Below are 21,214 nucleotides of genomic sequence, written 5' to 3'. Positions count from 1 at the left end.
GGGTTCGGGCGGCATTATATCTGCTTATGGCCGGTTTGCCGCCAATTCCAGTGATTCGGGCTGCCATTGCGCGCCGAATGCTTGGAGAATTTTTTGTGCGGCGGGGTCGGCTTCGAGCAAGGCTTGTGCTTTTTGCCTGCCTTCGGCTTGGGCGCGCTTGTCCTGCATCGCGGGGGTTTCCCGGCCGGCTTCGTCGCGCCAGTCTTCGGTTTGCAGGGTGAGTTGCAGCCCGTAGGCTTGGGCGAGGGTGTCGCGGATTTTGTCGAGCCGTTTTTTGTCGGCGGTGGCGCGGGCTTCGGCGGTCATTGCCAAAACCATCAGTCCGGTGTCGGGATGGTATTCCGTCCACGCGGAGTGTTGCGCCGGCATTTGCGCCGCGCCGAGTTTGCGGGCGAAGTGCCGGACGATGGCTGCCCAGTTTTCGGTGGAAAATTCGGGCGGCGGGTCGGACGGCGTGTTGTTTCCGCCGATGCCGCCTGCTTCTGCTTCTTCGTCCGCGCCTCCGCCTGCGGTATCGGCAGGGAGGACATTTGCCCAATCGGGCGGCGGGATTTCTGCGCCGTCTTCTACGGGGCAGTCATTATCCGGAAAGCCGTAACCGTAGAAAGGTTCTGCAGGGGCTTCGTGTGCAAATGTTTCCGTTTCAACGGTTTCATCATTCGGTGTTGCCTGAATGGGGTTTTCAGACGGCACTTCGGACAAGGATGATCCGGTTTCGTTGTTGGTCGCCTTGTTTTGGGAAACTTGATTTTCGGGCGGCATTCCGGCTTCGGATGCCGTCTGAATGTTTTTTGCCGATGCCTGCGCCGTGCCGTCTGCGGTTTGGGCTTCGTCCGGCGTGTTTTCCCAAGGCGGAACATCGTTGTTTTCTTGATTGGTAACGGGTCCGGCGGTTTTGCCTTCAGACGGCATTGCCGCTGCGGATGCCGTCTGAACGGATGTTTGGGCGGTTTCTGCTTCAGGGTGCGGTTGGGGCTTTTTTGCGGCGGTTTCCTTTTCGGTGGTTTGTGCCGATGGGGATTTAAATTCTGTATTTTCAATCACGGCGTTTGCATCACACGAAGCTGCCGCCAAGGGTGCGAACGCGAGCATACGCAGCAGGGTCATCATAAAGCCGGCGTATTCGTCGGGGGCGAGGCCCAGGTCGCGTTTGCCGTGGACGGCGATTTGGTAGTAAAGCTGGATTTGTTCGCCGCTTATGGTTTGGGCGAGGCGGTGCAGAATATCGGAATCGGGGTCGTCGTGCGCCAAGGCATTCGGCACTGCCTGTATCAGGGCGAGGTGTTGCAGCAGTATGGCAAGTTCGCCCAAGGCATTGTCAAAGCCGACGGCACGCGCCGCCATTTCCTGCGCTTTTGCGGTCAGGGCCGCGCCGTCTTGGTTGACGATGCCTGTCAGCAGTTCGTACAGGTATTGTTTGTCAACCGCGCCGATCATTTGGCGGACATCGTTTTCGGCAACTTTGCCCGAACCTAGGGCGATGGCCTGGTCGAGCAGGCTCAAGGCATCGCGCATCGATCCGGCGGCGGCGCGCCCCAAAAGTTGCAGGGCGGGGGGTTCGTAGGCGATTTTTTCGCTGTCGAGGACGTGGGCGAGGTGGTCGGCAACCTGTTGCGCGGTCATATTGCGTAAGACGAATTGCAGGCAGCGGCTCAAGACGGTAACGGGGACTTTGTGCGGATCGGTGGTGGCGAGGATGAATTTGACGTGTTCGGGCGGCTCTTCCAGCGTTTTGAGCATGGCGTTGAACGCGCTTTTGGAAAGCATATGCACTTCGTCGATGATATAGACTTTGTATTTGCCGGCGGTCGGCGCGTATTGGGCGTTTTCCAAGACTTCGCGGATGTTGTCGATGCCTGTGTTGGAGGCGGCATCGATTTCGAGTAGGTCGACATAGCGTCCGGCATCGATCTGCGTACAGCTTTCGCACACGCCGCAAGGTTCGCCGTGTTGCGCGTTTTCGCAGTTGAGGCTTTTGGCAAGGATGCGGGCGATGGTGGTTTTGCCTACGCCGCGCGTTCCGGTCAGCAGGTAGGCGTGGTGCAGCCTGCCTTCGTCCAAGGCATTTTGCAGGGCTTTGACGACGTGTTCCTGACCGACTAAGTCGGAAAAGGTTTTGGGCCGCCATTTTCGGGCGAGAACTTGATAGGCCATGTTTTTCTCTTGGTTTCGGTCGTGATGTTTCTGTCGGTGTGTCGGAATGCCGTCCGAACGTCGGCTTCGGGCGGTGTATTCTAGCACTTTCGGCTTACTGTCCGCGCAAGAACAGTGCGTCCAATTCTTTCAAAGTCAGTTTGACCCAAGTCGGCCTGCCGTGGTTGCATTGGTTGCTGCGCGGCGTGTTTTCCATATCGCGCAGCAGTGCGTTCATTTCGGGCAGGGTAAGCCTGCGGCCGGCGCGAATCGAGCCGTGGCAGGACATGGTGGCGAGGATATGGTTTTCGTGTTCTTCGATGGTTTGGCTGCTGCCGACTTGGGCAAGTTCGCCCAATACGTCGCGGGCGAGCGAGACAACGTCGGATTTGCCCAACATTGCGGGTGCGGCGCGGACGGCGAGGGTGTTGCCGCCCATATCGGACAATTCCAAGCCGAAGCCTGCCAGCGTTTCGGCATAATCGGCGAGGGCGGCGCATTCTTCGTGGGATGCGGCAAAGGTTACGGGAATAAGCAGGCGTTGGCTTTGCAGCTTGCCGTTTTCCTGCCGCTGGCGTTTCATTTTTTCGTAGTTGACGCGTTCGGCGGCGGCGTGCATATCGATGAGCAGCAGGCTGTCTTCGGCTTGGGCGAGGATGTAGATGCCCAATAATTGGGCAATGGCGAAGCCGAGCGGCGGCAGTTCGGATTGGGACGGGATGCCGTCTGAAAGCGGCGTATCTGTTTTGGGGATAGGTGTTTCAGACGGCATATTGCCGAAACGTGCCTGCCCTAATCGGCTCAATTCAAGGTCGATGTCGCCGGTTTTTTTGTAGAGTTCGGCGTAAGTATTCATTGCCGTGCGGCTTTCGCGCAGGGACAGGCTGTGTTGTTGCGGCGCACGCGCGGCTTGGTAAGGCATAGGCGCGGTTTTGCCTGATGAACCAAAGGCATTGCGCGTATCGGGTTTGTTGCCCGCCGGGTAGTCGGATGCGCGATCAAACAGATTTTCGCCGCCGCTTTCAGACGGCATTTGGTTGGAGACAACGCCGGTAATGTCATGCAACACTTCGCCTGCGTTGCCGACGCTTTCGGTTAAGTCGGCGCGCGTGTCGGCAAGGGCTTTGTTGAGCGTGTGGAACACGAGTTGGTGCACCTGCCGGCTGTCGCGGAAGCGGATTTCGGTTTTGGTCGGATGGACGTTGACATCCACGGCTTCGGGCGGCAGGTCGAGAAAGAGGACGAAAGCAGGCGTCAGCGCGTTGTGCAATACGTCGCGGTATGCCTGCTTGACGGCATGGAGCATGACTTTGTCACGGACAAAACGATGGTTGACGAAGCAGTATTGTTTGTCGGTTTTGCCTTTGGCAAAGGTTGGCTTGGCAATCGCGCCATAGAGCCGCAATGCGCCGTTGCCGCTGTCGATTTCCAGGGATGCCGTCTGAAAGTCATCGCCGACAATGGCGGCAATCCGTTCATGCAGGCTTTGGGCAGGAAGTTTGAATACTTGTTTGCCGTCGCGTTTGAGTGAGAAGGCGATGTGCGGATGCGCCAGCGCGAGGCGTTCGAGCATGGTGGCGCAGTGGGCGTATTCGGTGTTTTCGGACTTGAGAAACTTGCGCCGCGCGGGGGTGTTGAAGAAGAGTTCGGCGGCTTCGATGGTGGTGCCGACGGGGTGGGCGGCGGCGGTGGGGCTGCTGAGTTTGCCGTCTTCGGCTTTGACTTGGGTCGCGTGCGAACTGTCTTCTTGACGGCTGGTCAGGGTCAGGCGGCTGACGGAGGCGATACTGGCCAAACCTTCGCCGCGAAAGCCCATGCTGGCAACGTGTTCCAAATCGTTTAAGGTTTTGATTTTGCTGGTGGCATGGCGGTGGAGCGCAAGCCCGATGTCGTCGGGGTGGATGCCGCCGCCGTTGTCGCTGACGCGGATGAGGCGGATGCCGCCGCCCGCCAGCTCGACATCGATCGCCGTCGCGCCTGCATCGATACTGTTTTCAACGATTTCTTTCAAGGCGTTGGCAGGGCGTTCGACCACTTCGCCGGCGGCGATTTGGTTGACAAGATGGTCGGGCAGGGCGGCAATGCGTGGCATAAGGTAGGCTTCCGTTGCAAAAAACGTCTTATTCTATAATAAAACCCCTCATCTTTCTGCCCGTATTCTTGATAAAAGCCGTTTATCCCGTTTGGAAAATACCAGTATAATCACGCCGTATCCCGTAAAATTGGAGCACAAAGATGTACCACTACCAATCCGATGCCACACAATTCCTCAACCGCCTGATTGAAGAAAAACCTGAATTGGCGCAAGAACGTTTGAAAAACCGAGGGCTTTTGTGGGATGTCGAACTTAGTCCCGAAGAACAGGAAAACTTCGAGGCGGCAAAAGTAGCGAAAAAACCTTATACCTATTACCAAGACTGAATCCGCCGAAATGACGACCAATCTGTCCAATGTCGCCCCCGACCTGCAAAACTATTTGAACAGCATCGGCGAACCTGAACATCCCGTTTTGACGCGGCTGCGCGAGAAGACCGGGCATCACCGTATGGGCAAAATGGCGATTGCGCGCGAACAGGCGGCGGTTTTGGTTTGGCTGGCAAAGCTGATTCGCGCGGAAAAATATCTGGAAATCGGCGTGTTTACCGGATACAGCAGCACCGCGCTTGCATTGGCGTTGCCCGAACACGGGCGGATTACCGCCTGCGACATCAATGTAACCTTTACCGATACGGCGCGTCAGGTTTGGAACGAGGCAGGCGTGGCACATAAAATCAGCCTGCACCTGCAACCCGCATTACTGACATTGGATGATTTGATTGCACAAGGCGAAGCCGGAAGCTACGATTTGGCACTGATAGACGCAGACAAACCGCCCACGCCGCAATATTTCGAGCGTTGCCTCAAACTTGTCCGGCAAGGCGGCATTATTGCCATCGACAATATTTTGTTGAACGGAAGGGTGATGCGCGAAGCGGCTTCCGATGCGCCGCCCAGCGTCGGCATCCTCAAAGATTTCAATCAAAACCTGCCGAACGACCCGCGCATCGTCCCCATCACCCTGCCCGTCGGCGACGGTTTGACCCTGCTGCTGAAAAAATAATGAAGACCCGATTACTGCTTTTTATTGTTTGGCTGACCGTATCCGCCGCCTGTGCTTCCAGTTCACCCGTTCCGACAGGCAGCCGAACCGAAATGCCGACACGGGAAAATGCTTCAGACGGCATTCCCTATCCCGTTCCCACTCTGCAAGACCGTTTGGACGATTTGGAAAACAGGATTATCCGCCTGTCGAACGAAGTGGAAACCTTAAACGGCAAAGTCAAAGCACTGGAGCATGCGAAAACACACCCTTCCGGCAGGACATACGTCCAAAAACTCGATGACCGCAAGTTGAAAGAGCATTACCTCAATACCGAAGGCGGCAGCGCATCCGCACATACCGTCGAAACCGCACAAAACCTCTACAATCAGGCACTCAAACACTATCAAAACGGCAGGTTCGCCGCCGCAGCCGCCCTGTTGAAAGGCGCGGACGGCGGAGATGGTGGCAGCATCGCGCAACGCAGTATGTACCTGTTGCTGCAAAGCAGGGCGCGTATGGGCAACTGCGAATCCGTCATCGAAATCGGAGGGCGTTACGCCAACCGTTTCAAAGACAGCCCAACCGCGCCCGAAGCCATATTCAAAATCGGCGAATGCCAATACAGGCTTCAGCAAAAAGACATTGCAAGGGCGACCTGGCGCGGACTGATACAGGCTTACCCGGGCAGCCCGGCGGCAAAACGCGCCGCCGCAGCCGTACGCAAACGATAGTTTTTCCATTTTTCCGCTTTTTACCCCATCCGCACCAAGGAGGATTTATGATACAAATCGGCATCATTATGGGCAGCAACAGCGATTGGCCCGTTATGCGGCAGGCAGCGCAGTTTCTTGAAGACTTCGGCGTGAAATACGAGGCGCGCGTCGTTTCCGCACACCGTACCCCGGATTTGATGTTTGAATACGCCGAAACCGCACGGGCGCGCGGCATCAAAGCCATCATCGCGGGTGCAGGCGGCGCGGCGCATTTACCCGGCATGGTTGCCGCCAAGACCACCGTCCCCGTTTTGGGCGTACCCGTCCCCAGTAAATACCTGCGCGGCGAAGATTCGCTTTTATCGATTGTACAAATGCCCAAAGGCGTACCTGTCGCCACATTCGCCATCGGCGAGGCAGGCGCGGCCAATGCGGCATTGTTTGCCGTTTCCATGCTGGCCAATGAAAATCCCGAACTGGCGCAAAAACTGGCAGACTTCCGAGCAAAACAGGAACAAACCGTTTTAAACATGGAATTGGAACAGATTTAAAACCCGCCGTCCGCAAATACACAAATGCCGTCTGAAGCCCTATTTCGGGTTTCAGACGGCATTTTTCCATCTTATATTTTCACAATATTATATTTAATATTATTATCGATAGCTTCCTTAAAAATTAGTATACTATTTTCAATTATCTTCTTCTCTAATTCAAACTCAAATAAATCGTTGCAATCGTATTCATAGCTATAATTTGAAAATGTATTTTCACGTAATTTCCATAAAAATGAAACACGATTTTTATTATTAAAATAATACATTTGATAATCATCAAATGAATCCCCAAGCCCTACAATATATTCACTAGTGGTCTCATCATTGATTAGATAATAAAATTTCCTATTGGTATTGGAATTAATAATATCTTCCGGTAATCTAATTTGATTCGATAAACATCGCTCAAGGCGGGCTATAAATACGGGAATATAGGTCTCATCATTAAATGTTCCTAGCGGTATAGAATTTATCCAAATTCTCAATGGTATTGTGGAATAATAGGATTTTATTGGTAGCTTGGTTACTTCAATAGCAAAAAATTTCTTACATCCAAATATCATAATTAGTATCCTTTTCGTATTTCTTTGGGGATTGTGCCTATATTATTGCGATCCATTCCACTAGCCGTTTCCGCTGTTTCGGTCAGCGAAGAGAACACTTCAAAATAAGTCGGGAAGGTTTTATGGGTGCATTTCGGATCGTTGATGACGACGGGTACGCCCAACAGGGAAACCAGCGAGAAACACATTGCCATGCGGTGGTCGTCGTAAGTGTCGATGACGGCGTCGGGTGTCAGCGTTTCAGGCGGGGTGATGTGAATCGCTTCGGCTTCTTCGACGACTTTTGCACCGAGTTTGCGCAACTCGTTCGCCATTGCGGCAATGCGGTCAGTTTCCTTGACGCGCCACGAACCGATGTTGCGCAGCGTGCAGGTTTGCCCTGTGGCAAGTGCGAGGATGGCGAGGGTCATGGCGGCATCGGGGATATGGTTCGCATCCAAATCAAAGGCTAGGACGACACGTTCTTTCGGGCGCGAGACTTCGACGAAGTTTTCGCCCCAAACCACGTCCGCACCGATTTTTTCCAGCTCACGGGCAAAGGCGACATCGCCCTGTATGCTGTTTGCGCCGATACCGATAACGCGGATGGGCGTGGCGGCAATCAAACCGGCTGCGAGGAAGTAGGACGCGCTGGAGGCATCGCCTTCGACGTGCAGGTGTTCGGGCGCGTGGTAGTGCACATCGGCGGGGATTTTGAAAACGCGGTAGCCTTCATTGATAACCTGTACGCCGAATTGCGCCATCAGTTTCAAGGTAATGTCGATATAGGGCTTGGAAATCAACTCGCCGACCATACGGATTTCAAATGCCTGTCCGGTCAGCGGCAACGCCATTAAAAGGGCGGTCAGAAACTGGCTGGACACATTGCCTTTAATCGGAATCACGCGCTCGCCGCGGTCTTGACGTTTGCCAATATGAAGCGGCGGATAGTGTCCGTTGCCGAGATATTCGACATCGGCGCCGGCAATCCGCAACGCATCGACCAAATCGCCGATGGGGCGTTCGTGCATACGAGGCACGCCGTGCAGATGATAATCGCCGCCCAAAACAGCCAGCGCGGCGGTCAGCGGACGGAACGCCGTGCCCGCATTGCCTAAAAACAAATCGGCAGTCCGATTGGGGAAACGTCCGCCTGTGCCGTGCACTTTCAGACGGCCTTCGGCAAGATATTCGATTTCAACGCCGAGTTTATCAAGTGCTTCCAACATACGACCGGTATCGTCGGATTTGAGCAGGGAATGGATTTCACAAGTATTGTCGGACAAGGCGGCGAGCAGCAGGGTGCGGTTGCTGATGCTTTTGGAGCCGGGCAGGGCGACGGTGGAAGGTTTGAGACGGGCGGCGGGGAGGCGGACGGATTCGGTCATGGCAAAACGTAAATATAAAGATAAAAACAGCCTGCATTATACTGGTGCAAATGCCGTCTGAAAAATCTCAGGTTTGGCATTTTCGGTTTTAAAGTCCGTAAATGTGGTTTTTTGTGCCGAAAATTGATTATTTTTAAATTTTTTGTTTCTAAAATTTTTTTGCCGATATATTTTCGGCTTTTGTTGCGGGCAGGTGGCGTTTGCAGACGGTACGGTACGATTGCCAATTTCATAGAATTTGGTAGAATAGCCGCTGTTCAACGACAGACAAGCCGCCGATTTTCCGGGCGGCTTGTGTTTTTATTTTAATATCCGGACGCACAAAGCAAGACGGTACGCGGTATGCTTGCTGCCGCAAACCGGTGTGCCGGAATATGGAGAAAAAAGACCGATGCAAAAAATCCCCCTGACCGTACGCGGTGCGGAATTGCTGAAACAGGAATTGCAGCAGCTCAAAAGCGTGGCGCGTCCCGAAGTGATCGAAGCGATTGCCGAAGCCAGATCGCACGGCGATTTGTCCGAAAACGCCGAATACGAAGCCGCCAAAGAACGCCAAGGTTTTATCGAGGGCCGCATTTCCGAGCTGGAACACAAACTTTCCGTTGCCCACATCATCAATCCGACCGAAATCCATGCCGAAGGAAAAATCGTGTTTGGTACGACGGTTACGCTGGAAGATTTGGAAACGGAAGAACACGTTACCTACCAAATTGTCGGCGAAGACGAAGCCGATATCAAACAGGGCAAAATCTATGTCGGCTCACCGATTGCCCGCGCCCTAATCGGCAAGGAAGAGGGCGATACGGCGGAAGTCCAAGCACCGGGCGGCGTGCGCGAATACGACATTATCGAAGTCCGGTATATTTGATTCGGCGGTAAAATGCCGTCTGAAGGCCGACCTTCGGTTTCAGACGGCATTTTCCATGCTGCTTCCCCTTTTCATGCTTAGGTTAAACATGCTATATTTCCGAATCTTTTAAACTGTTTTCCACGAGGTGGCGAAATGAGCGAAACTGCTAAAATCAAAGTCAACGACTTGCCTGAAGATGCAGAAAAAACAAATGAAGAAGTCGAATTGCCCGTTGCCGGCGACGATAAAAAAGGCGGACACAGCGAGGGCGGCTGCTGCGGTGCGTGCGGCGGTTGATTCGAATTTGTCAAATCGGGGCATCTGAAAAGTTTTGCAAAATTTTCAGGTGTCCTTTTTTATTTCCAAAGTAAATGAATGAAATAATGCGGGTAGAAGATTTATTTGACCATGGGCTTGTGGTAGATTTGGTACCGTATTTGATATGATTTTAACAAATCGGGAGGGGCAATGTTTTGGTATGTAGTCGGTTTTTTCGCCTTTATCGTTTCGCTGCTGTCGCTGTGGGTCAATGCCAGCGCATTCGGCATGCAGGAAGACGATACCCCCCAATCGGATTATGAAAGACGTTTGGGCTTGGGTGCGAAGCTGAAAAACAAAAATACGCCGAAAGCAGGGGAAAAACGGCAATAAAGACAGCAAATGCCGTCTGAAAGGTTTTCAGACGGCATTTGCTTTGAAGCACGGGAAACAGTCAAACATTCATCTCATACTCGAATGCGCTCAGGATTTGGCGGACTTCATCCGCATCCTTAACCGTTCGGACGCGGTCAAACAGCGTCTGCGCCGGGGCGAACGTTTTTTTCATCATGCCCAGCCATTGCTTAAGGCGGGCAATCGGGTATTTGTTGTTTGCCTCTTTTGCCAGGCATAAATCGAAAAAGAGCCGTATCCATTTGGAAATTTCGGCAAAATCCGTGTCTTTGACCGGCCCGCCGTTCTCGTATTGCTTGATTTGCTGCGCCAAGTCGGGGCGGATGACCGCGCCTCGCCCCAGCATGACGCTGTTGCAGCCGCTGATTGTTTTGATGCCGATATAGTCTTGCAGGCTGAAGACATCGCCGTTGGCGGTAACGGGAATATTGACGGTATCGCGGATTTTGCGTATCCATTCCCAATGCGCCGGCGGTTCGTAACCCTCGGCTTTGGTGCGCGCGTGCACGGTCAGTCCGCATGCGCCCCCTTCGGCAATCGCACAGGCGCATTCCAAAGCAGGGCTTTTGTCTTCATAGCCGAGCCGCATTTTCCCCGTCAACGGAATATGTGCGGGCAAACGTCCGCGCAGCGTTTTGACGATATGAAATATCAGTTGCGGCTCTTTTAAAAGTATTGCGCCGCCTTTGTGTTTGTTGACGGTGGGCGCGGGGCAGCCGAAGTTCAAATCGATTTTGTCCGCACCGAAGCGGACGGCTTCCAGCGCATTCTCTGCCATATTGTCCGCATCGCTGCCCAAAAGCTGAACCGTGCACGGGGTACCGGAAAACGTTTTGTTTCCGTTGGCGATTTCGGGGATATATTTTAACCATGTGGCGCGGGAATGCACGGTATGGGTAATGCGTACAAATTCGCTGACGCATTCGTCGTAGCCGCCTATCCGTGTCAGCAGGTCGCGCATCACATCGTCTACCAGCCCTTGCATGGGGGCAAGGATGATTCGGGTTTTTTGTTTGGGTTCGTTTGTTTGTCTGTCAATCATGATTTGGGTAGGTATAGTGGATTAACAAAAACCAGTACGGTGTTGCCTCGCCTTAGCTCAAAGAGAACGATTCTCTAAGGTGCTGAAGCACCAAGTGAATCGGTTCCGTACTATTTGTACTGTCTGCGGCTTCGTCGCCTTGTCCTGATTTAAATTTGATCCACTATATTTGGTTCAAACGATGCCGTCTGAAGGCTTTCGGCGTTCAGACGGCATTTCCGTGTCCGTTGTTACAGCAACACTTTCTCTACGCCGCCGTTGTTGGCTTTTTTGACGAACTCATCCAGCCAGTTTTCGCCGAGGATGTGTTTCGCCATTTCGATGACGATGTAGTCGGCAGGCATATTGTTGTCGTCGGCGTAGCGGCTCAGACCTTGCAGGCAGGCTGGGCAGGAGGTCAGCATTTTGACGGGTTCGCCCTGCGGCAGCTCTTTGAGGTTTTTCTCAATTTCCTCTTGTTTGCGGAATTTGACCTGTGTGGCGATGTCGGGGCGTTTGACGGCGAACATGCCGGATTCGCCGCAGCAGCGGTCGCTTAAGACGACTTTCTGCCCCATCAGGCTGCTGGCCATTTGGGTGGCGTTCATGGTTTTAATCGGTGTGTGGCAAGGGTCGTGATAGAGGTATTGCTGACCTTTCACGCCGTCGAGTTTCACGCCTTTTTCGAGCAGGTATTCGTGGATGTCGATGATGCGGCAGCCGGGAAAGATTTCCTCGAAGCGGTATTTTTCAAGCTGGTCGTAACAAGTGCCGCAACTGACGACGACGGTTTTGATGTCGAGGTAGTTGAGGGTGTTCGCCATACGGTGGAAGGCGACGCGGTTGTTGGTGCTCATTTCTTCGGCTTTTGCCTTGTTGCCGCCCGCGTCCTGCGGATAGCCGCAGCACATATAGCCGGGCGGCAGGACGGTTTGTACGCCGACGTGCCAGAGCATGGCTTGAACGGCGAGCCCGATTTGGCTGAACAGGCGTTCGGAACCGCAGCCGGGGAAATAGAACACGGCCTCGGCATTTTCAGGCGTGGCAGGGTTGCGGATGATGGGAATACTCTTGTCGTCTTCTATACCTAGCATGGAGCGCGGTGTTTTGGCGGGCACACTTTTGGGCAAAGGACGGTTGATGAAGTGGATAACCTGTTCTTTGATTGAGGAGGTACCGACGGTGGCTTTCGGTTCGGCTTTTTGCTTTTTAGTGCCAATCGGAAGAAGCTTGCCGATTTTGTAGGCAAAGTTCTGCGCAGGGAAGCCGGTTTGTATCATGGCGGCGCGAAGGGCTTTGATGGTTTTTGGGCCGGTGGCGTTCAGAAATGCCATGCCCATTGAAGCCGCAGGCGCAAAGCGTTTATGACCGGAATCGGCAAGGTAGTTGCGGATGGCCACGGTTACGTCGCCGAAGTCGATGTTGACGGGGCAGGGTTTGACGCAGCGGTGGCACACGGTGCAGTGGTCGCCGATGTCCATGAGTTCTTCAAAGTGTTTGATGGAAACGCCGCGGCGGGTTTGCTCTTCGTATAAGAAGGCTTCGGTCAAGAGCCCCACGCCGAGGATTTTGTTGCGCGGGCTGTACAACAGGTTGGCACGCGGAACGTGGGTGGAGCAGACGGGTTTGCATTTGCCGCAGCGCAGGCAGTCTTTGACGGAATCGGCGATGGTGCCGAGGTCTGATTTTTCCATAATCAGCGATTCCGCGCCCAAAAGCTCGAACGACGGCGTGTAGGCGTTGCGTAAGTCCGAGCCTTTCATCAGTTTGTGACGATTGAAGGTATGTTTCGGATCGACTTGGTTTTTGTAGTCCCAAAACGGTTGCAAATCTTCATCGGTCAGAAATTCGAGCTTGGTGATGCCGATGCCGTGTTCGCCGGAAATCACGCCGCCGAGCGAACGGGCGATTTTCATAATGCGTTCGACCGAACGATAGGCCGTCTGAAGCATTTCGGCATCGTCCGAATTGACCGGAATATTGGTGTGGACGTTGCCGTCGCCAGCGTGCATATGCAGGGCGACGAAGACGCGGCTGCGTACGGTTTTGGCATGGATTTTGCCCAAGCCTTGGATAATTTTGGTATCTGTTTTGCCGCTGAAGATTTCAGAAAGCGGCTTCATTACGTCCGCTTTGACAGACACGCGCAGGCGGAAATCGCGGAAGGCAATAAAGCAACTTTCATTGTCTTTGGCTTCGGGCGCGGCATGGACGGCTGCGCCATAGCGAGCCTTATAGTCGGCAAGCGGCGTGTCTAAATTGTCAAGCAGCCATTCCCAACGTGCTTTGACGGCGGAAACGTGGGCCAGGGCGTGTTTGCCGCGTTCGCCCAAAAGCTCGGCGGTCGGCAGGTCGGTGCCCATTTTGTCGATGGGGAGTTTGCCCGAAAGATATTGCTCTAAGGCGGCACAGAGTTTGAGTTTGTTTTGGATGGAAAGCTCGATGTTGATGCGTTCGATGCCGTCCGAATACTCGCCCAGCCGCTCCAGCGGAATCACTACGTCTTCGTTGATTTTAAAGGCGTTGGTGTGCTTGGCGATAGCGGCGGTGCGGCTGCGGTCGAGCCAGAAGGTTTTGCGCGCTTCGGGCGACACGGCGATAAAGCCTTCGCCGTCGCGGGCGCGGGCAAGTTCGCAGATGTGTTCGGCGGCTGCCTGTACGGCGGCTTCGTCGTCGGAAACCACGTCTGCCAGCAAGACCATTTTAGGTCGGCCTTTACCTGCCGCTTTGGTGGCATAGCCGACAGCGCGGACATAACGCCAGTCCAAATGTTCCAAACCGGCAAGGCGTACACTTTCATGTGCAAGCAAGAAATCGCGGATTTCGACAATGGACGGCGTAGCGGTGGCGACCGTGCCGAAAAACTCCATACACACGGTGCGCGTGTATTTCGGCATTTTATGCAACACGAAGGCAACGCTGGTGATGATGCCGTCTGTACCTTCTTTTTGCACGCCGGGCAGGCCGCTCAAGAATTTGTCGGTAACGTCTTTGCCCAAACCGACTTTGCGGAATTTGTGGCCGGGGATTTCCAAGCGTTCGGTTTTAACGACATTGATGCCGTCTGAATCCAACGTGTGAACGTCGAACACGGCGGTTTCTTCATCGTGGATTTTGCCGAAATTGTGGCGCACGCGTTCGATGCGCAGCCATTCGCCCTGCGGGTTGACCATCTGCCAGTAGGCGAGATTGTCCAACGCCGTCCCCCACAGCACGGCTTTTTTACCGCCCGCGTTCATCGCCACATTACCGCCCACGCAGGACGCATCGGCGGAAGTCGGATCAACGGCAAATACCAAACCTGCCTGATGCGCGGTTTCTTCTACTCGGCGCGTAACCACGCCCGCGCCGCAATGGATAATCGGATGTTTGCCGTCCAAGCCCGCCAGTTCGACAAATTCCACGCCGCGATGCTTGTCGAGTTTTTCGGTATTGATGACTGCGCTGTTTGCATCCAAAGGTACTGCGCCGCCGGTATAACCTGTACCGCCGCCGCGTGGGATAATGACTAAGTCCAACTCGATTAAGGCGCGCACCAAAGGCGCGACTTCCGCCTCCGTGTCGGGATTGACGACGACAAACGGATACTCCATGCGCCAGTCGGTCGCATCGGTAACGTGCGTTACGCGCGCCAATCCGTCAAACATGATGTTGTGCGGCTTGGTAATTTTGCTTAAGCGTTCCAAAATCTGCTGCCGCTTTTGGCGCGTTTCATCAAAACTGCTATCAAAACGCCCGACCGCCTTTTCCGCCGCCGCAATCAAGACATCGACTTGCCGATTATCGTCGCGGCGTTTGCGGATTTCGTTCAACCTGTGGCGCATTTCGCGTACCAGCGCGGCGCGGCGTTTCGGATGCTCCAGCAAATCATCGACCAGATACGGATTGCGCACGACCACCCAAATATCGCCCAACACTTCAAACAGCATCCGCGCCGAACGCCCGGTTTTGCGCTGTCCGCGCAAGTCCTGCAGAATCTGCCACGCCTCGCCGCCCAACAGGCGGATGACGATTTCGCGGTCGGTGTAGGAAGTATAGTTGTAGGGGATTTCCCGAATACGCTGCGGGGCGGTAGTCGTGGTCATGGTGTGTCCGTGTTTGGCAGTTTTTATTTGAATGCCGTCTGAAAGTCGGTTTCAGGCGGATTTGAAAAGGCGATAATGTAGTTCAATTTTTGATATTTTTCAATGTCGGAATGGGAAATATGCCCATATAAACAAAATGCCGTGCGGAAATATTGTTGACAATATCGCCGAATTTGGCGTTTCGGGCGGTATGATTGCGCCGAAACGGTTGAGTTTTTCCCAAAAACCGCTATAATGTGCGGCTTCTTGAGGCGGGTCTCCCCGCATGGCAAGTCGGAACACCGGGTCAGGGGCGGAAGCCAGCAGCCCACTTCGATGCGCCAGTGCCGGGGGTTTGGCCCGCCGCCCTATTTGAAACGCCGGAGCTTTAATGTTCCGGCGTTCCCGTACCGCACCGATGCCGTCTGAAAGCCGTTCAGACGGCATTTTCTTTACTTTGCCATAACGCATCATTACAATGTATCCATACAGGCCAATGAAGAACCGGCTTCATAAAAATGAAGTATGGTTCAATTTCAAGTTATATGACGAACAGGGCAGTTTGATTAAAGACTAAAGGAGTAGGCAAATGAAAAAACTTCTAATGATAACCCTCACCGGTATGCTTGCAGCTTGCGCAACAGGTGTCAATGTCGGCAGGCTGATGGTTGAAATGCCGCAGGGAGAACGTTCTGTCGTTGTTCAGGTTCCCGCGACAAATAACCCGCTTTCCGATGTGGTGGCTGTCGGAATGATTAAAACATCCGGATCGCCTTCGGCATCAAATATGATTGAAATGCTCGGCGCGGATAATATCAACGTCGGCGTGGTGGGAAGCAGCCAAATGCTTAATAAGGCGACCGCACTTTATTCCTTAAACCATGTAAAGAAAGTCGGAAACAATGTCAGTGTCTATATGATGGGCGACAGCGAAAGCGACAAGGCCGATCTGGAAAACGCGGCAAATGCCAAAAATATCAAATTGCATTATTTCTTTAACTAAAAATAATTTGCAGGGTGCAACTTGCCGCACCAAAATATTCAAATTGAACATACGGCGGCGTACCGGGATTTGCGCCGCCGCTTATCCCGATAGGAAACTGCCATGAGCGCATCACAATTACTGTCAAGTCTGACCCAAATCACCGGCGAAAAATACATCATTACCGACCCCGCGAAAACCGAACAATACCGCCAAGGTTACCGTTTCGGCGAGGGCAGGGCGTTGGCGGTGGTTCGCCCCGGAACCATTCTGGAAATGTGGAAAATTTTGCAGGCCTGTGTTGAAGCGGACGTGATTGTGATTACGCAGGCGGCGAATACTGGTTTGACGGGCGGTTCGACCCCCGACGGCAACGATTACGATCGCGACATCGTGATTGTGAACACCATGCGGATGAACATCATCCAAACCATCAACAACAATGAACAAGTTGTCTGCCTGCCCGGCTCTACCCTGAACCAGCTTGAATTGCTGCTGAAACCTTTGGGGCGCGAACCGCATTCGGTCATCGGCTCATCCTGCATCGGCGCGTCTGTCTTGGGCGGCGTGTGCAACAACTCTGGCGGAGCATTGGTGCAGCGCGGCCCGGCCTACACGGAAATGGCGCTGTTTGCCCAAATCAACGAAGAGGGCAAACTGGAGCTGGTCAACCATTTGGGCATAGATTTGGGTAGTACGCCCGAAGAAATCCTGACCAATCTTCAAGGTCATCATTATCAAAACAAAGACATTACGCAAGATGCGGGCAAAGGACACGACCACGCTTATTGCGAACACGTCCGTCAAGTGGACGAACCGACCGCCGCGCGTTTCAATGCCGACCCCGCGCGTCATTACGAAGCCTCGGGCTGCGCGGGCAAACTGATGGTTTTCGCCGTCCGCTTGGACACCTTCCCGCAAGAAAAACAAACGGCCGTGTTCTACATCGGCACGAATGACATCAACGAGCTGACCGACATCCGCCGCGCCGCCTTGGGCGAATTTGAAAGCCTGCCTGTTTCCGGCGAATACATCCACCGCCACGCTTTCGACATTGCCGACGTGTACGGCAAAGACACGTTTTACGTCATCAAAAAATTCGGTACGCACCAACTGCCGAAATTATTTGATTTGAAGGCGCGCGTGGACAGGTTCGGCAAAAAAGTCAGCTTCCTGCCCAAACATTTTTCCGACAAGGCAATGCAGTTCGTCAGCAAATTCCTGCCCGACCACCTGCCCAAATCCATGCGCGATTACCGCGATAAATACGAACACCATCTGATTTTGAAAATGGGCGGAAAAGGCGTGGATGAAGCGCGCGCGTTCCTGAAAGAATATTTTGCACACCACGGCGGCTCGTTTTTCGAATGCAACGCCGAAGAAACCCAAGCCGCCATGCTGCACCGTTTCGCCGTCGCTTCCGCCGCCATCCGCTACCGCGCCGTGCATGACGACGAAGTGGAAGACTTGGTTGCGCTCGACATCGCCCTGCGCCGCGACGACCGCGACTGGTTTGAAAAACTGCCGCCGGAAATCGACAATAAAATCATCCATAAATTGTATTACGGGCATTTTATGTGCCACGTTTTCCATCAGGATTACATCATCAAAAAAGGCAACGACTGTATGGCGTTGGAACACGAAATGCTGCATCTTTTAGACCAACGCGGCGCGCAATATCCTGCTGAACACAACGTCGGCCATTTGTACGAAGCCAAGCCCGCGCTCAAACAGTTTTACCGCAAACTCGACCCGACCAACAGCTTCAACCCGGGTATCGGCAAAACCAGCAAAAAGAAAAACTGGGCGGAATAAGCGCGTCCGCTTTGAAGGCAGGCAATGCCGTCTGAAGGCAAAACACCGTTCAGACGGCATTGTCGGGTTTGCGTTCCCCGACGGGCATGTTCAAGCCGTATGCCGGCACACGGGTGCAACCTTCCGGCAGCCGCCCCCGATTCTGCCCGAAGGCGAGTTTGAAGCATTAAGGAAACACGATGAAACCATACAAAATCTACACCCATCCCGCCCTGCCGCCCCAAGCCGTCAAACAAGGCTGGTCGTGGCCGGGCCTCTTGTTCGGCACGCTGTGGGCGTGTTTCAAAAGAATGTGGGGTTTGGGGCTGGGGCTGACGGGCGCGATGTTCGTGTTGGCGGTGTTTGCCCAACTGGTTTACGGCGACACGCCCGCCACAGACTCGGCGTTTAACGTATTGGGCTTGGCGGTTTCCGTCTGGTTCGGCGCAAAGGGCAACAGCCTTTATGCCCGCCACCTTTTATCGCGCGGCTATACCGAATTGCCCGAAACAGTCGAAGCCGCCAACCCCCAAGCCGCATTGGCGCAATATTTCGGGCGCGGGGGCAGGTAGGCGCGTTTCCCGGCAATGCCGTCTGAAAGGCTTCAGACGGCATTTCTTATAACTTTTTGTTTGCAGCACATAACCAATCAGTCTTTCCTATTCCGTTCCGAAATGCGTACTATGCGCCCGTCCCCAATATTTGCAAACAAGGAAAGAAACATGGCACGTTTAACCGTACACACCCTCGAAACCGCCCCCGAAGCCGCCAAAGCGCGCGTCGAGGCGGTACTCAAAAACAACGGCTTCATCCCCAACCTTATCGGCGTATTGGCAAACGCCCCCGAAGCCTTGGCGTTTTACCAAGAAGTCGGCAAGCTCAACGCCGCCAACAGTCTGACCGCTGGCGAAGTCGAAGTGATCCAGATTATCGCCGCGCGCACCAACCAATGCGGCTTCTGCGTGGCAGGGCATACCAAACTCGCAACCCTGAAAAAACTCCTTTCCGAACAATCCGTCAAAGCCGCGCGCGCTTTGGCGGCAGGCGAATTTGACGATGCCAAACTCGGCGCGCTCGCCGCCTTCACCCAAGCCGTAATGGCGAAAAAAGGCGCGGTATCCGACGACGAACTCAAAGCATTTTTCAATGCGGGCTACAACCAGCAGCAGGCAGTCGAAGTCGTAATGGGCGTTGCCTTGGCAACCCTGTGCAACTACGTCAACAACCTCGGACAAACCGAAATCAACCCCGAATTGCAGGCCTATGCCTGATACGGCAAACCGCCCGAATATCGGGCGGTTTTTCAAAAACACCCCCTCAAACAAAAACAAGCCGCCCAAGCGGCAGGGGAAGCAGCCGCGCATCAGGCGCGCCCCCGATTCCCCCGCGAACCTTAAGGAACAAAGATGAACGCCCAAACCCTGATTGCCAACGTTGCCGAACTCGTCAAAACCAAGCTCAAACCCATAGTGGACGACATCGACCGCAAAGGATACTACCCCGAAGCATTTATGCGCGAACTCGGCGCAATCGGCGGATATGCCTCGGTCGGTACAGAAGCCGAAGGCGGCAACGGTTTGGGTTTGGCAACGCAAATCGCCGTATTGCGCGAAATCGGCAAAGAATGCGGCGCAACCTCCTTCAGCGCGTGGTGTCAGGCGGCTTGCGCGTGGTATCTGCACCAAACGCCCAACCAAGCCGTCAAAGACAAATACCTCGCCGACATCCTGCAAGGCAAAGTATTGGCGGGCACCGGAATGTCCAATACCGTCAAACACCTTGCCGGTATTGAAAAACACAACCTTCAAGCCGAACGCGTGGACGGCGGCTACAAAGTCAACGGCGCGCTGCCGTGGGTATCCAACATCGGCGAAGACCACATCTGGGCGAATACCGCCCAAATCGGCGACGGTTACGTTATGTTTATCACCGGCGGACAATGGGAAGGCGTAAGCCTGCAAAACTGCCCCGAATTTTGCGCCCTCGAAGGCACGCGCACCTTCAGCCTGAACTTCAAAGACGTATTTATCCCCGACGAAGACATCATCGCCGCGCCCGAACAGTTTGCCGACTACATCCAAAGCATCAAAGCAGGCTTTATCCTCCTGCAAATCGGCATCGGCGCGGGCGTGATAGACGGCAGCCTCGGCATCATCCGCCTCGCCAACATCGTCAATGCAGAAGTCAACAGCTATCTCGACGACGGCTACGACAGCCTCAAAGCAAGGTTGGACGGCGCGTGGGCAGAAACCGAACGGCTCGCCGGATTGGCGTGGGACAACACACCCGACAACCTAGCCACCCTCAAGCTGCGCGAAGCCGCCGCCGTACTGGCACTTGCCGCCGCGCAATCCGCCGCCCTGCATTCCGGCGCAAAAGGCTACCTGATGCGGAGTCCCGCCCAAAGGCGCGTCCGCGAAGCAATGTTTGTCGCCATCGTAACCCCCGCGATCAAACACCTGCGCAAAGAAATAGCGGCAATCGAAGCCGCAAAATAAACAGGCGGAAAATGCCGAAACCCCCACCGCGTCATTCCCGCGAAAGCGGGAATCCAGCCCCCAACGCAACAGGAATCCATCGGAAAAAACAGAAACCCCCAAACCGTCATTCCCGCAAAAGCGGGAATCCAGCAAACGAAAAATCACAGGAATCCATCGGAAAAACAGAAACCAAACAGACTAGATTCCCGCCTGCGCGGGAATGACGCGGGAGCGGGGGTCGTCATTCCCGCAAAAGCGGGAATCCAGCCCCCTAACGCAACAGGAATCCATCGAAAAAACCGAAACCTCCAAACCGTCATTCCCACGGAAGTGGGAATCCAGTAACCGAAAAACCACAGGAATCTATCGAAAAAAACCCCAACCCCCAAAAAAACCGGGCGGATACCTCACCATCCTCCCAAACCCTGATTTATAGCGGATGAACAAAAATCAGGGCAAGGCGGTGAAGCCGCAGACAGTACAAATAGTACGGGTGCTTCAGTACTTTAGAGAATCGTTCTCTTTGAGCTAAGGCGAGGCAACGCCGTACCGGTTTTTGTTAACCCACTATACAAAAAACAAGGAAACACAAATGGCGCAATATATGTGCGGCCCCTGCGGCTGGATTTACGATGAAGAACACGGCGACCCCGAACACGGCATCGCCCCCGGGACAAAGTTTGAAGACATCCCCGACGACTGGAAATGCCCCGAATGCGGCGTAGGCAAAGAAGATTTCTACCTGTTGGATTTCGTGATATAGCGGCAGCCGAATCCCTCGGAAAATCCCAGCGTTCCGCCTGCGGCGGCAGGGAACACCGCTTTATCCCTTTCAGCCCGCCAAGCCGTGTTGCACAGATGCGACACGGCTTTTTCCTTTTAACCGCCCGAATGTAAATTTTCGTCAAAAAACATCAAAAATCACCCCCCCCCCCCCCC

At 54.0% G+C, this 21,214-nt stretch carries 18 protein-coding genes, 1 other RNA gene, 1 pseudogene and 1 other annotated feature; of the genes and pseudogenes, 14 read left to right on the top strand and 6 right to left on the bottom strand.

The features are described from left to right. Nucleotides 1-24: 24 nt before the first annotated feature. Both dnaX and mutL read right to left on the bottom strand, forming a co-directional pair. Nucleotides 25-2,154, bottom strand: coding sequence for a DNA polymerase III subunit gamma/tau (dnaX, locus tag Q3O06_RS05070; RefSeq protein ID WP_301817964.1), 2,130 nt, complete (start codon nucleotides 2,152-2,154; stop codon nucleotides 25-27). Then, nucleotides 926-965: a sequence feature (This ribosomal frameshift element is known only in the genus Neisseria.), on the bottom strand. (Overlaps the previous gene by 40 nt.) 94 nt (nucleotides 2,155-2,248) lie before the next feature. After that, nucleotides 2,249-4,225, bottom strand: coding sequence for a DNA mismatch repair endonuclease MutL (mutL, locus tag Q3O06_RS05065; protein WP_301817963.1), 1,977 nt, complete (start codon nucleotides 4,223-4,225; stop codon nucleotides 2,249-2,251). 143 nt (nucleotides 4,226-4,368) lie between these two features. Here mutL and Q3O06_RS05060 point away from each other — a divergent pair, with 143 nt between their 5' ends. Genes Q3O06_RS05060 through purE form a run of 4 tightly spaced genes read left to right on the top strand, consistent with a single transcriptional unit; the run spans nucleotide 4,369 to nucleotide 6,479 of the window. Then, the gene (locus Q3O06_RS05060; protein WP_301817962.1) at nucleotides 4,369-4,554 is read left to right on the top strand and encodes a DUF3460 family protein; all 186 of its coding nucleotides are present in this window, start codon (nucleotides 4,369-4,371) and stop codon (nucleotides 4,552-4,554) included. 10 nt (nucleotides 4,555-4,564) lie between these two features. Continuing rightward, nucleotides 4,565-5,233, top strand: a complete 669-nt coding sequence (locus Q3O06_RS05055; protein WP_061727091.1) for a class I SAM-dependent methyltransferase — start codon at nucleotides 4,565-4,567, stop codon at nucleotides 5,231-5,233. After that, complete coding sequence (locus tag Q3O06_RS05050; protein WP_301817961.1) at nucleotides 5,233-5,946, top strand: tetratricopeptide repeat protein; 714 nt, start codon at nucleotides 5,233-5,235, stop codon at nucleotides 5,944-5,946. Before Q3O06_RS05055 ends, Q3O06_RS05050 begins: the two co-directional genes overlap by 1 nt. 47 nt (nucleotides 5,947-5,993) lie before the next feature. After that, nucleotides 5,994-6,479 carry a 5-(carboxyamino)imidazole ribonucleotide mutase gene (purE, locus tag Q3O06_RS05045; protein ID WP_301817960.1) on the top strand — a complete coding sequence of 162 codons (486 nt, stop codon included), beginning with the start codon at nucleotides 5,994-5,996 and terminating at the stop codon, nucleotides 6,477-6,479. 71 nt (nucleotides 6,480-6,550) lie between these two features. Here purE and Q3O06_RS05040 read toward each other — a convergent pair whose 3' ends face one another. After that, on the bottom strand, nucleotides 6,551-7,045 hold the full coding sequence (locus tag Q3O06_RS05040) for an Imm42 family immunity protein (RefSeq protein ID WP_301817959.1): 495 nt from the start codon (nucleotides 7,043-7,045) through the stop codon (nucleotides 6,551-6,553). A gap of 68 nt (nucleotides 7,046-7,113) precedes the next feature. Then, nucleotides 7,114-8,412: pseudogene (aroA, locus tag Q3O06_RS05035) on the bottom strand (3-phosphoshikimate 1-carboxyvinyltransferase); the annotation flags it as partial. Between the two features lie 391 nt (nucleotides 8,413-8,803). Between aroA and greA the strand changes: the two are divergent. The 3 genes from greA to Q3O06_RS05020 all read left to right on the top strand — a co-directional run bounded on the left by greA (nucleotide 8,804) and on the right by Q3O06_RS05020 (nucleotide 9,913). After that, nucleotides 8,804-9,280: a transcription elongation factor GreA gene (gene greA, locus Q3O06_RS05030; protein WP_002216944.1), complete on the top strand. Its 477-nt coding sequence runs from the start codon at nucleotides 8,804-8,806 to the stop codon at nucleotides 9,278-9,280. A gap of 135 nt (nucleotides 9,281-9,415) precedes the next feature. Next, nucleotides 9,416-9,559: a hypothetical protein gene (locus tag Q3O06_RS05025; RefSeq protein WP_019272407.1), complete on the top strand. Its 144-nt coding sequence runs from the start codon at nucleotides 9,416-9,418 to the stop codon at nucleotides 9,557-9,559. 171 nt (nucleotides 9,560-9,730) lie between these two features. Beyond that, a complete protein-coding gene (locus Q3O06_RS05020) occupies nucleotides 9,731-9,913 on the top strand; it encodes a hypothetical protein (RefSeq protein WP_301817958.1) in 183 nt (60 codons plus the stop codon). 61 nt (nucleotides 9,914-9,974) lie between these two features. Here Q3O06_RS05020 and Q3O06_RS05015 read toward each other — a convergent pair whose 3' ends face one another. Together Q3O06_RS05015 and Q3O06_RS05010 are read right to left on the bottom strand one after the other, a co-directional pair. Beyond that, on the bottom strand, nucleotides 9,975-10,976 hold the full coding sequence (locus tag Q3O06_RS05015; RefSeq protein ID WP_301817957.1) for a tRNA dihydrouridine synthase: 1,002 nt from the start codon (nucleotides 10,974-10,976) through the stop codon (nucleotides 9,975-9,977). 230 nt (nucleotides 10,977-11,206) lie between these two features. Continuing rightward, nucleotides 11,207-15,040, bottom strand: coding sequence for a DUF3683 domain-containing protein (locus tag Q3O06_RS05010; RefSeq protein ID WP_301817956.1), 3,834 nt, complete (start codon nucleotides 15,038-15,040; stop codon nucleotides 11,207-11,209). Nucleotides 15,041-15,290: 250 nt separating this feature from the next. On the opposite strand from Q3O06_RS05010, the gene ffs reads away from it, so the two are divergent. The 7 genes from ffs (at nucleotide 15,291) to Q3O06_RS04975 (ending at nucleotide 21,038) form a co-directional block, all read left to right on the top strand. Further along, nucleotides 15,291-15,387, top strand: an RNA gene (gene ffs / locus Q3O06_RS05005) — signal recognition particle sRNA small type. A gap of 221 nt (nucleotides 15,388-15,608) precedes the next feature. Then, nucleotides 15,609-16,022 (top strand): hypothetical protein, encoded by a 414-nt coding sequence (locus tag Q3O06_RS05000; protein ID WP_301817955.1) that lies wholly within the window; start codon nucleotides 15,609-15,611, stop codon nucleotides 16,020-16,022. Between the two features lie 102 nt (nucleotides 16,023-16,124). After that, nucleotides 16,125-17,816: a D-lactate dehydrogenase gene (dld, locus tag Q3O06_RS04995; protein WP_301817954.1), complete on the top strand. Its 1,692-nt coding sequence runs from the start codon at nucleotides 16,125-16,127 to the stop codon at nucleotides 17,814-17,816. A gap of 179 nt (nucleotides 17,817-17,995) precedes the next feature. Beyond that, nucleotides 17,996-18,367 carry a DUF2628 domain-containing protein gene (locus Q3O06_RS04990; RefSeq protein WP_114935473.1) on the top strand — a complete coding sequence of 124 codons (372 nt, stop codon included), beginning with the start codon at nucleotides 17,996-17,998 and terminating at the stop codon, nucleotides 18,365-18,367. A gap of 150 nt (nucleotides 18,368-18,517) precedes the next feature. Further along, nucleotides 18,518-19,066: a carboxymuconolactone decarboxylase family protein gene (locus Q3O06_RS04985; RefSeq protein WP_301817953.1), complete on the top strand. Its 549-nt coding sequence runs from the start codon at nucleotides 18,518-18,520 to the stop codon at nucleotides 19,064-19,066. A gap of 135 nt (nucleotides 19,067-19,201) precedes the next feature. Then, nucleotides 19,202-20,293 carry an acyl-CoA dehydrogenase family protein gene (locus Q3O06_RS04980; protein ID WP_118811623.1) on the top strand — a complete coding sequence of 364 codons (1,092 nt, stop codon included), beginning with the start codon at nucleotides 19,202-19,204 and terminating at the stop codon, nucleotides 20,291-20,293. 574 nt (nucleotides 20,294-20,867) lie between these two features. Beyond that, nucleotides 20,868-21,038 carry a rubredoxin gene (locus Q3O06_RS04975; RefSeq protein WP_002217326.1) on the top strand — a complete coding sequence of 57 codons (171 nt, stop codon included), beginning with the start codon at nucleotides 20,868-20,870 and terminating at the stop codon, nucleotides 21,036-21,038. Nucleotides 21,039-21,214 lie beyond the last annotated feature (176 nt).

Origin of the sequence: Neisseria maigaei, assembly GCF_958267405.1 — a bacterium.
Classification (GTDB): Bacteria; Pseudomonadota; Gammaproteobacteria; order Burkholderiales; family Neisseriaceae; genus Neisseria; species Neisseria bergeri.
The sequence above is the reverse complement of the archived record's forward strand: the minus strand, read 5'-3'. Positions and strand labels throughout refer to the sequence as shown.

What these genes read in the sequence shown, in the direction of transcription:
- dnaX (WP_301817964.1), bottom strand. Translation starts at nt 2,154, where the DNA reads ATGGCCTATCAAGTTCTCGCCCGAAAATGGCGGCCCAAAACCTTTTCC.
- mutL (WP_301817963.1), bottom strand. Translation starts at nt 4,225, where the DNA reads ATGCCACGCATTGCCGCCCTGCCCGACCATCTTGTCAACCAAATCGCC.
- Q3O06_RS05060 (WP_301817962.1), top strand. Translation starts at nt 4,369, where the DNA reads ATGTACCACTACCAATCCGATGCCACACAATTCCTCAACCGCCTGATT.
- Q3O06_RS05055 (WP_061727091.1), top strand. Translation starts at nt 4,565, where the DNA reads ATGACGACCAATCTGTCCAATGTCGCCCCCGACCTGCAAAACTATTTG.
- Q3O06_RS05050 (WP_301817961.1), top strand. Translation starts at nt 5,233, where the DNA reads ATGAAGACCCGATTACTGCTTTTTATTGTTTGGCTGACCGTATCCGCC.
- purE (WP_301817960.1), top strand. Translation starts at nt 5,994, where the DNA reads ATGATACAAATCGGCATCATTATGGGCAGCAACAGCGATTGGCCCGTT.
- Q3O06_RS05040 (WP_301817959.1), bottom strand. Translation starts at nt 7,045, where the DNA reads ATGATATTTGGATGTAAGAAATTTTTTGCTATTGAAGTAACCAAGCTA.
- greA (WP_002216944.1), top strand. Translation starts at nt 8,804, where the DNA reads ATGCAAAAAATCCCCCTGACCGTACGCGGTGCGGAATTGCTGAAACAG.
- Q3O06_RS05025 (WP_019272407.1), top strand. Translation starts at nt 9,416, where the DNA reads ATGAGCGAAACTGCTAAAATCAAAGTCAACGACTTGCCTGAAGATGCA.
- Q3O06_RS05020 (WP_301817958.1), top strand. Translation starts at nt 9,731, where the DNA reads ATGTTTTGGTATGTAGTCGGTTTTTTCGCCTTTATCGTTTCGCTGCTG.
- Q3O06_RS05015 (WP_301817957.1), bottom strand. Translation starts at nt 10,976, where the DNA reads ATGATTGACAGACAAACAAACGAACCCAAACAAAAAACCCGAATCATC.
- Q3O06_RS05010 (WP_301817956.1), bottom strand. Translation starts at nt 15,040, where the DNA reads ATGACCACGACTACCGCCCCGCAGCGTATTCGGGAAATCCCCTACAAC.
- Q3O06_RS05000 (WP_301817955.1), top strand. Translation starts at nt 15,609, where the DNA reads ATGAAAAAACTTCTAATGATAACCCTCACCGGTATGCTTGCAGCTTGC.
- dld (WP_301817954.1), top strand. Translation starts at nt 16,125, where the DNA reads ATGAGCGCATCACAATTACTGTCAAGTCTGACCCAAATCACCGGCGAA.
- Q3O06_RS04990 (WP_114935473.1), top strand. Translation starts at nt 17,996, where the DNA reads ATGAAACCATACAAAATCTACACCCATCCCGCCCTGCCGCCCCAAGCC.
- Q3O06_RS04985 (WP_301817953.1), top strand. Translation starts at nt 18,518, where the DNA reads ATGGCACGTTTAACCGTACACACCCTCGAAACCGCCCCCGAAGCCGCC.
- Q3O06_RS04980 (WP_118811623.1), top strand. Translation starts at nt 19,202, where the DNA reads ATGAACGCCCAAACCCTGATTGCCAACGTTGCCGAACTCGTCAAAACC.
- Q3O06_RS04975 (WP_002217326.1), top strand. Translation starts at nt 20,868, where the DNA reads ATGGCGCAATATATGTGCGGCCCCTGCGGCTGGATTTACGATGAAGAA.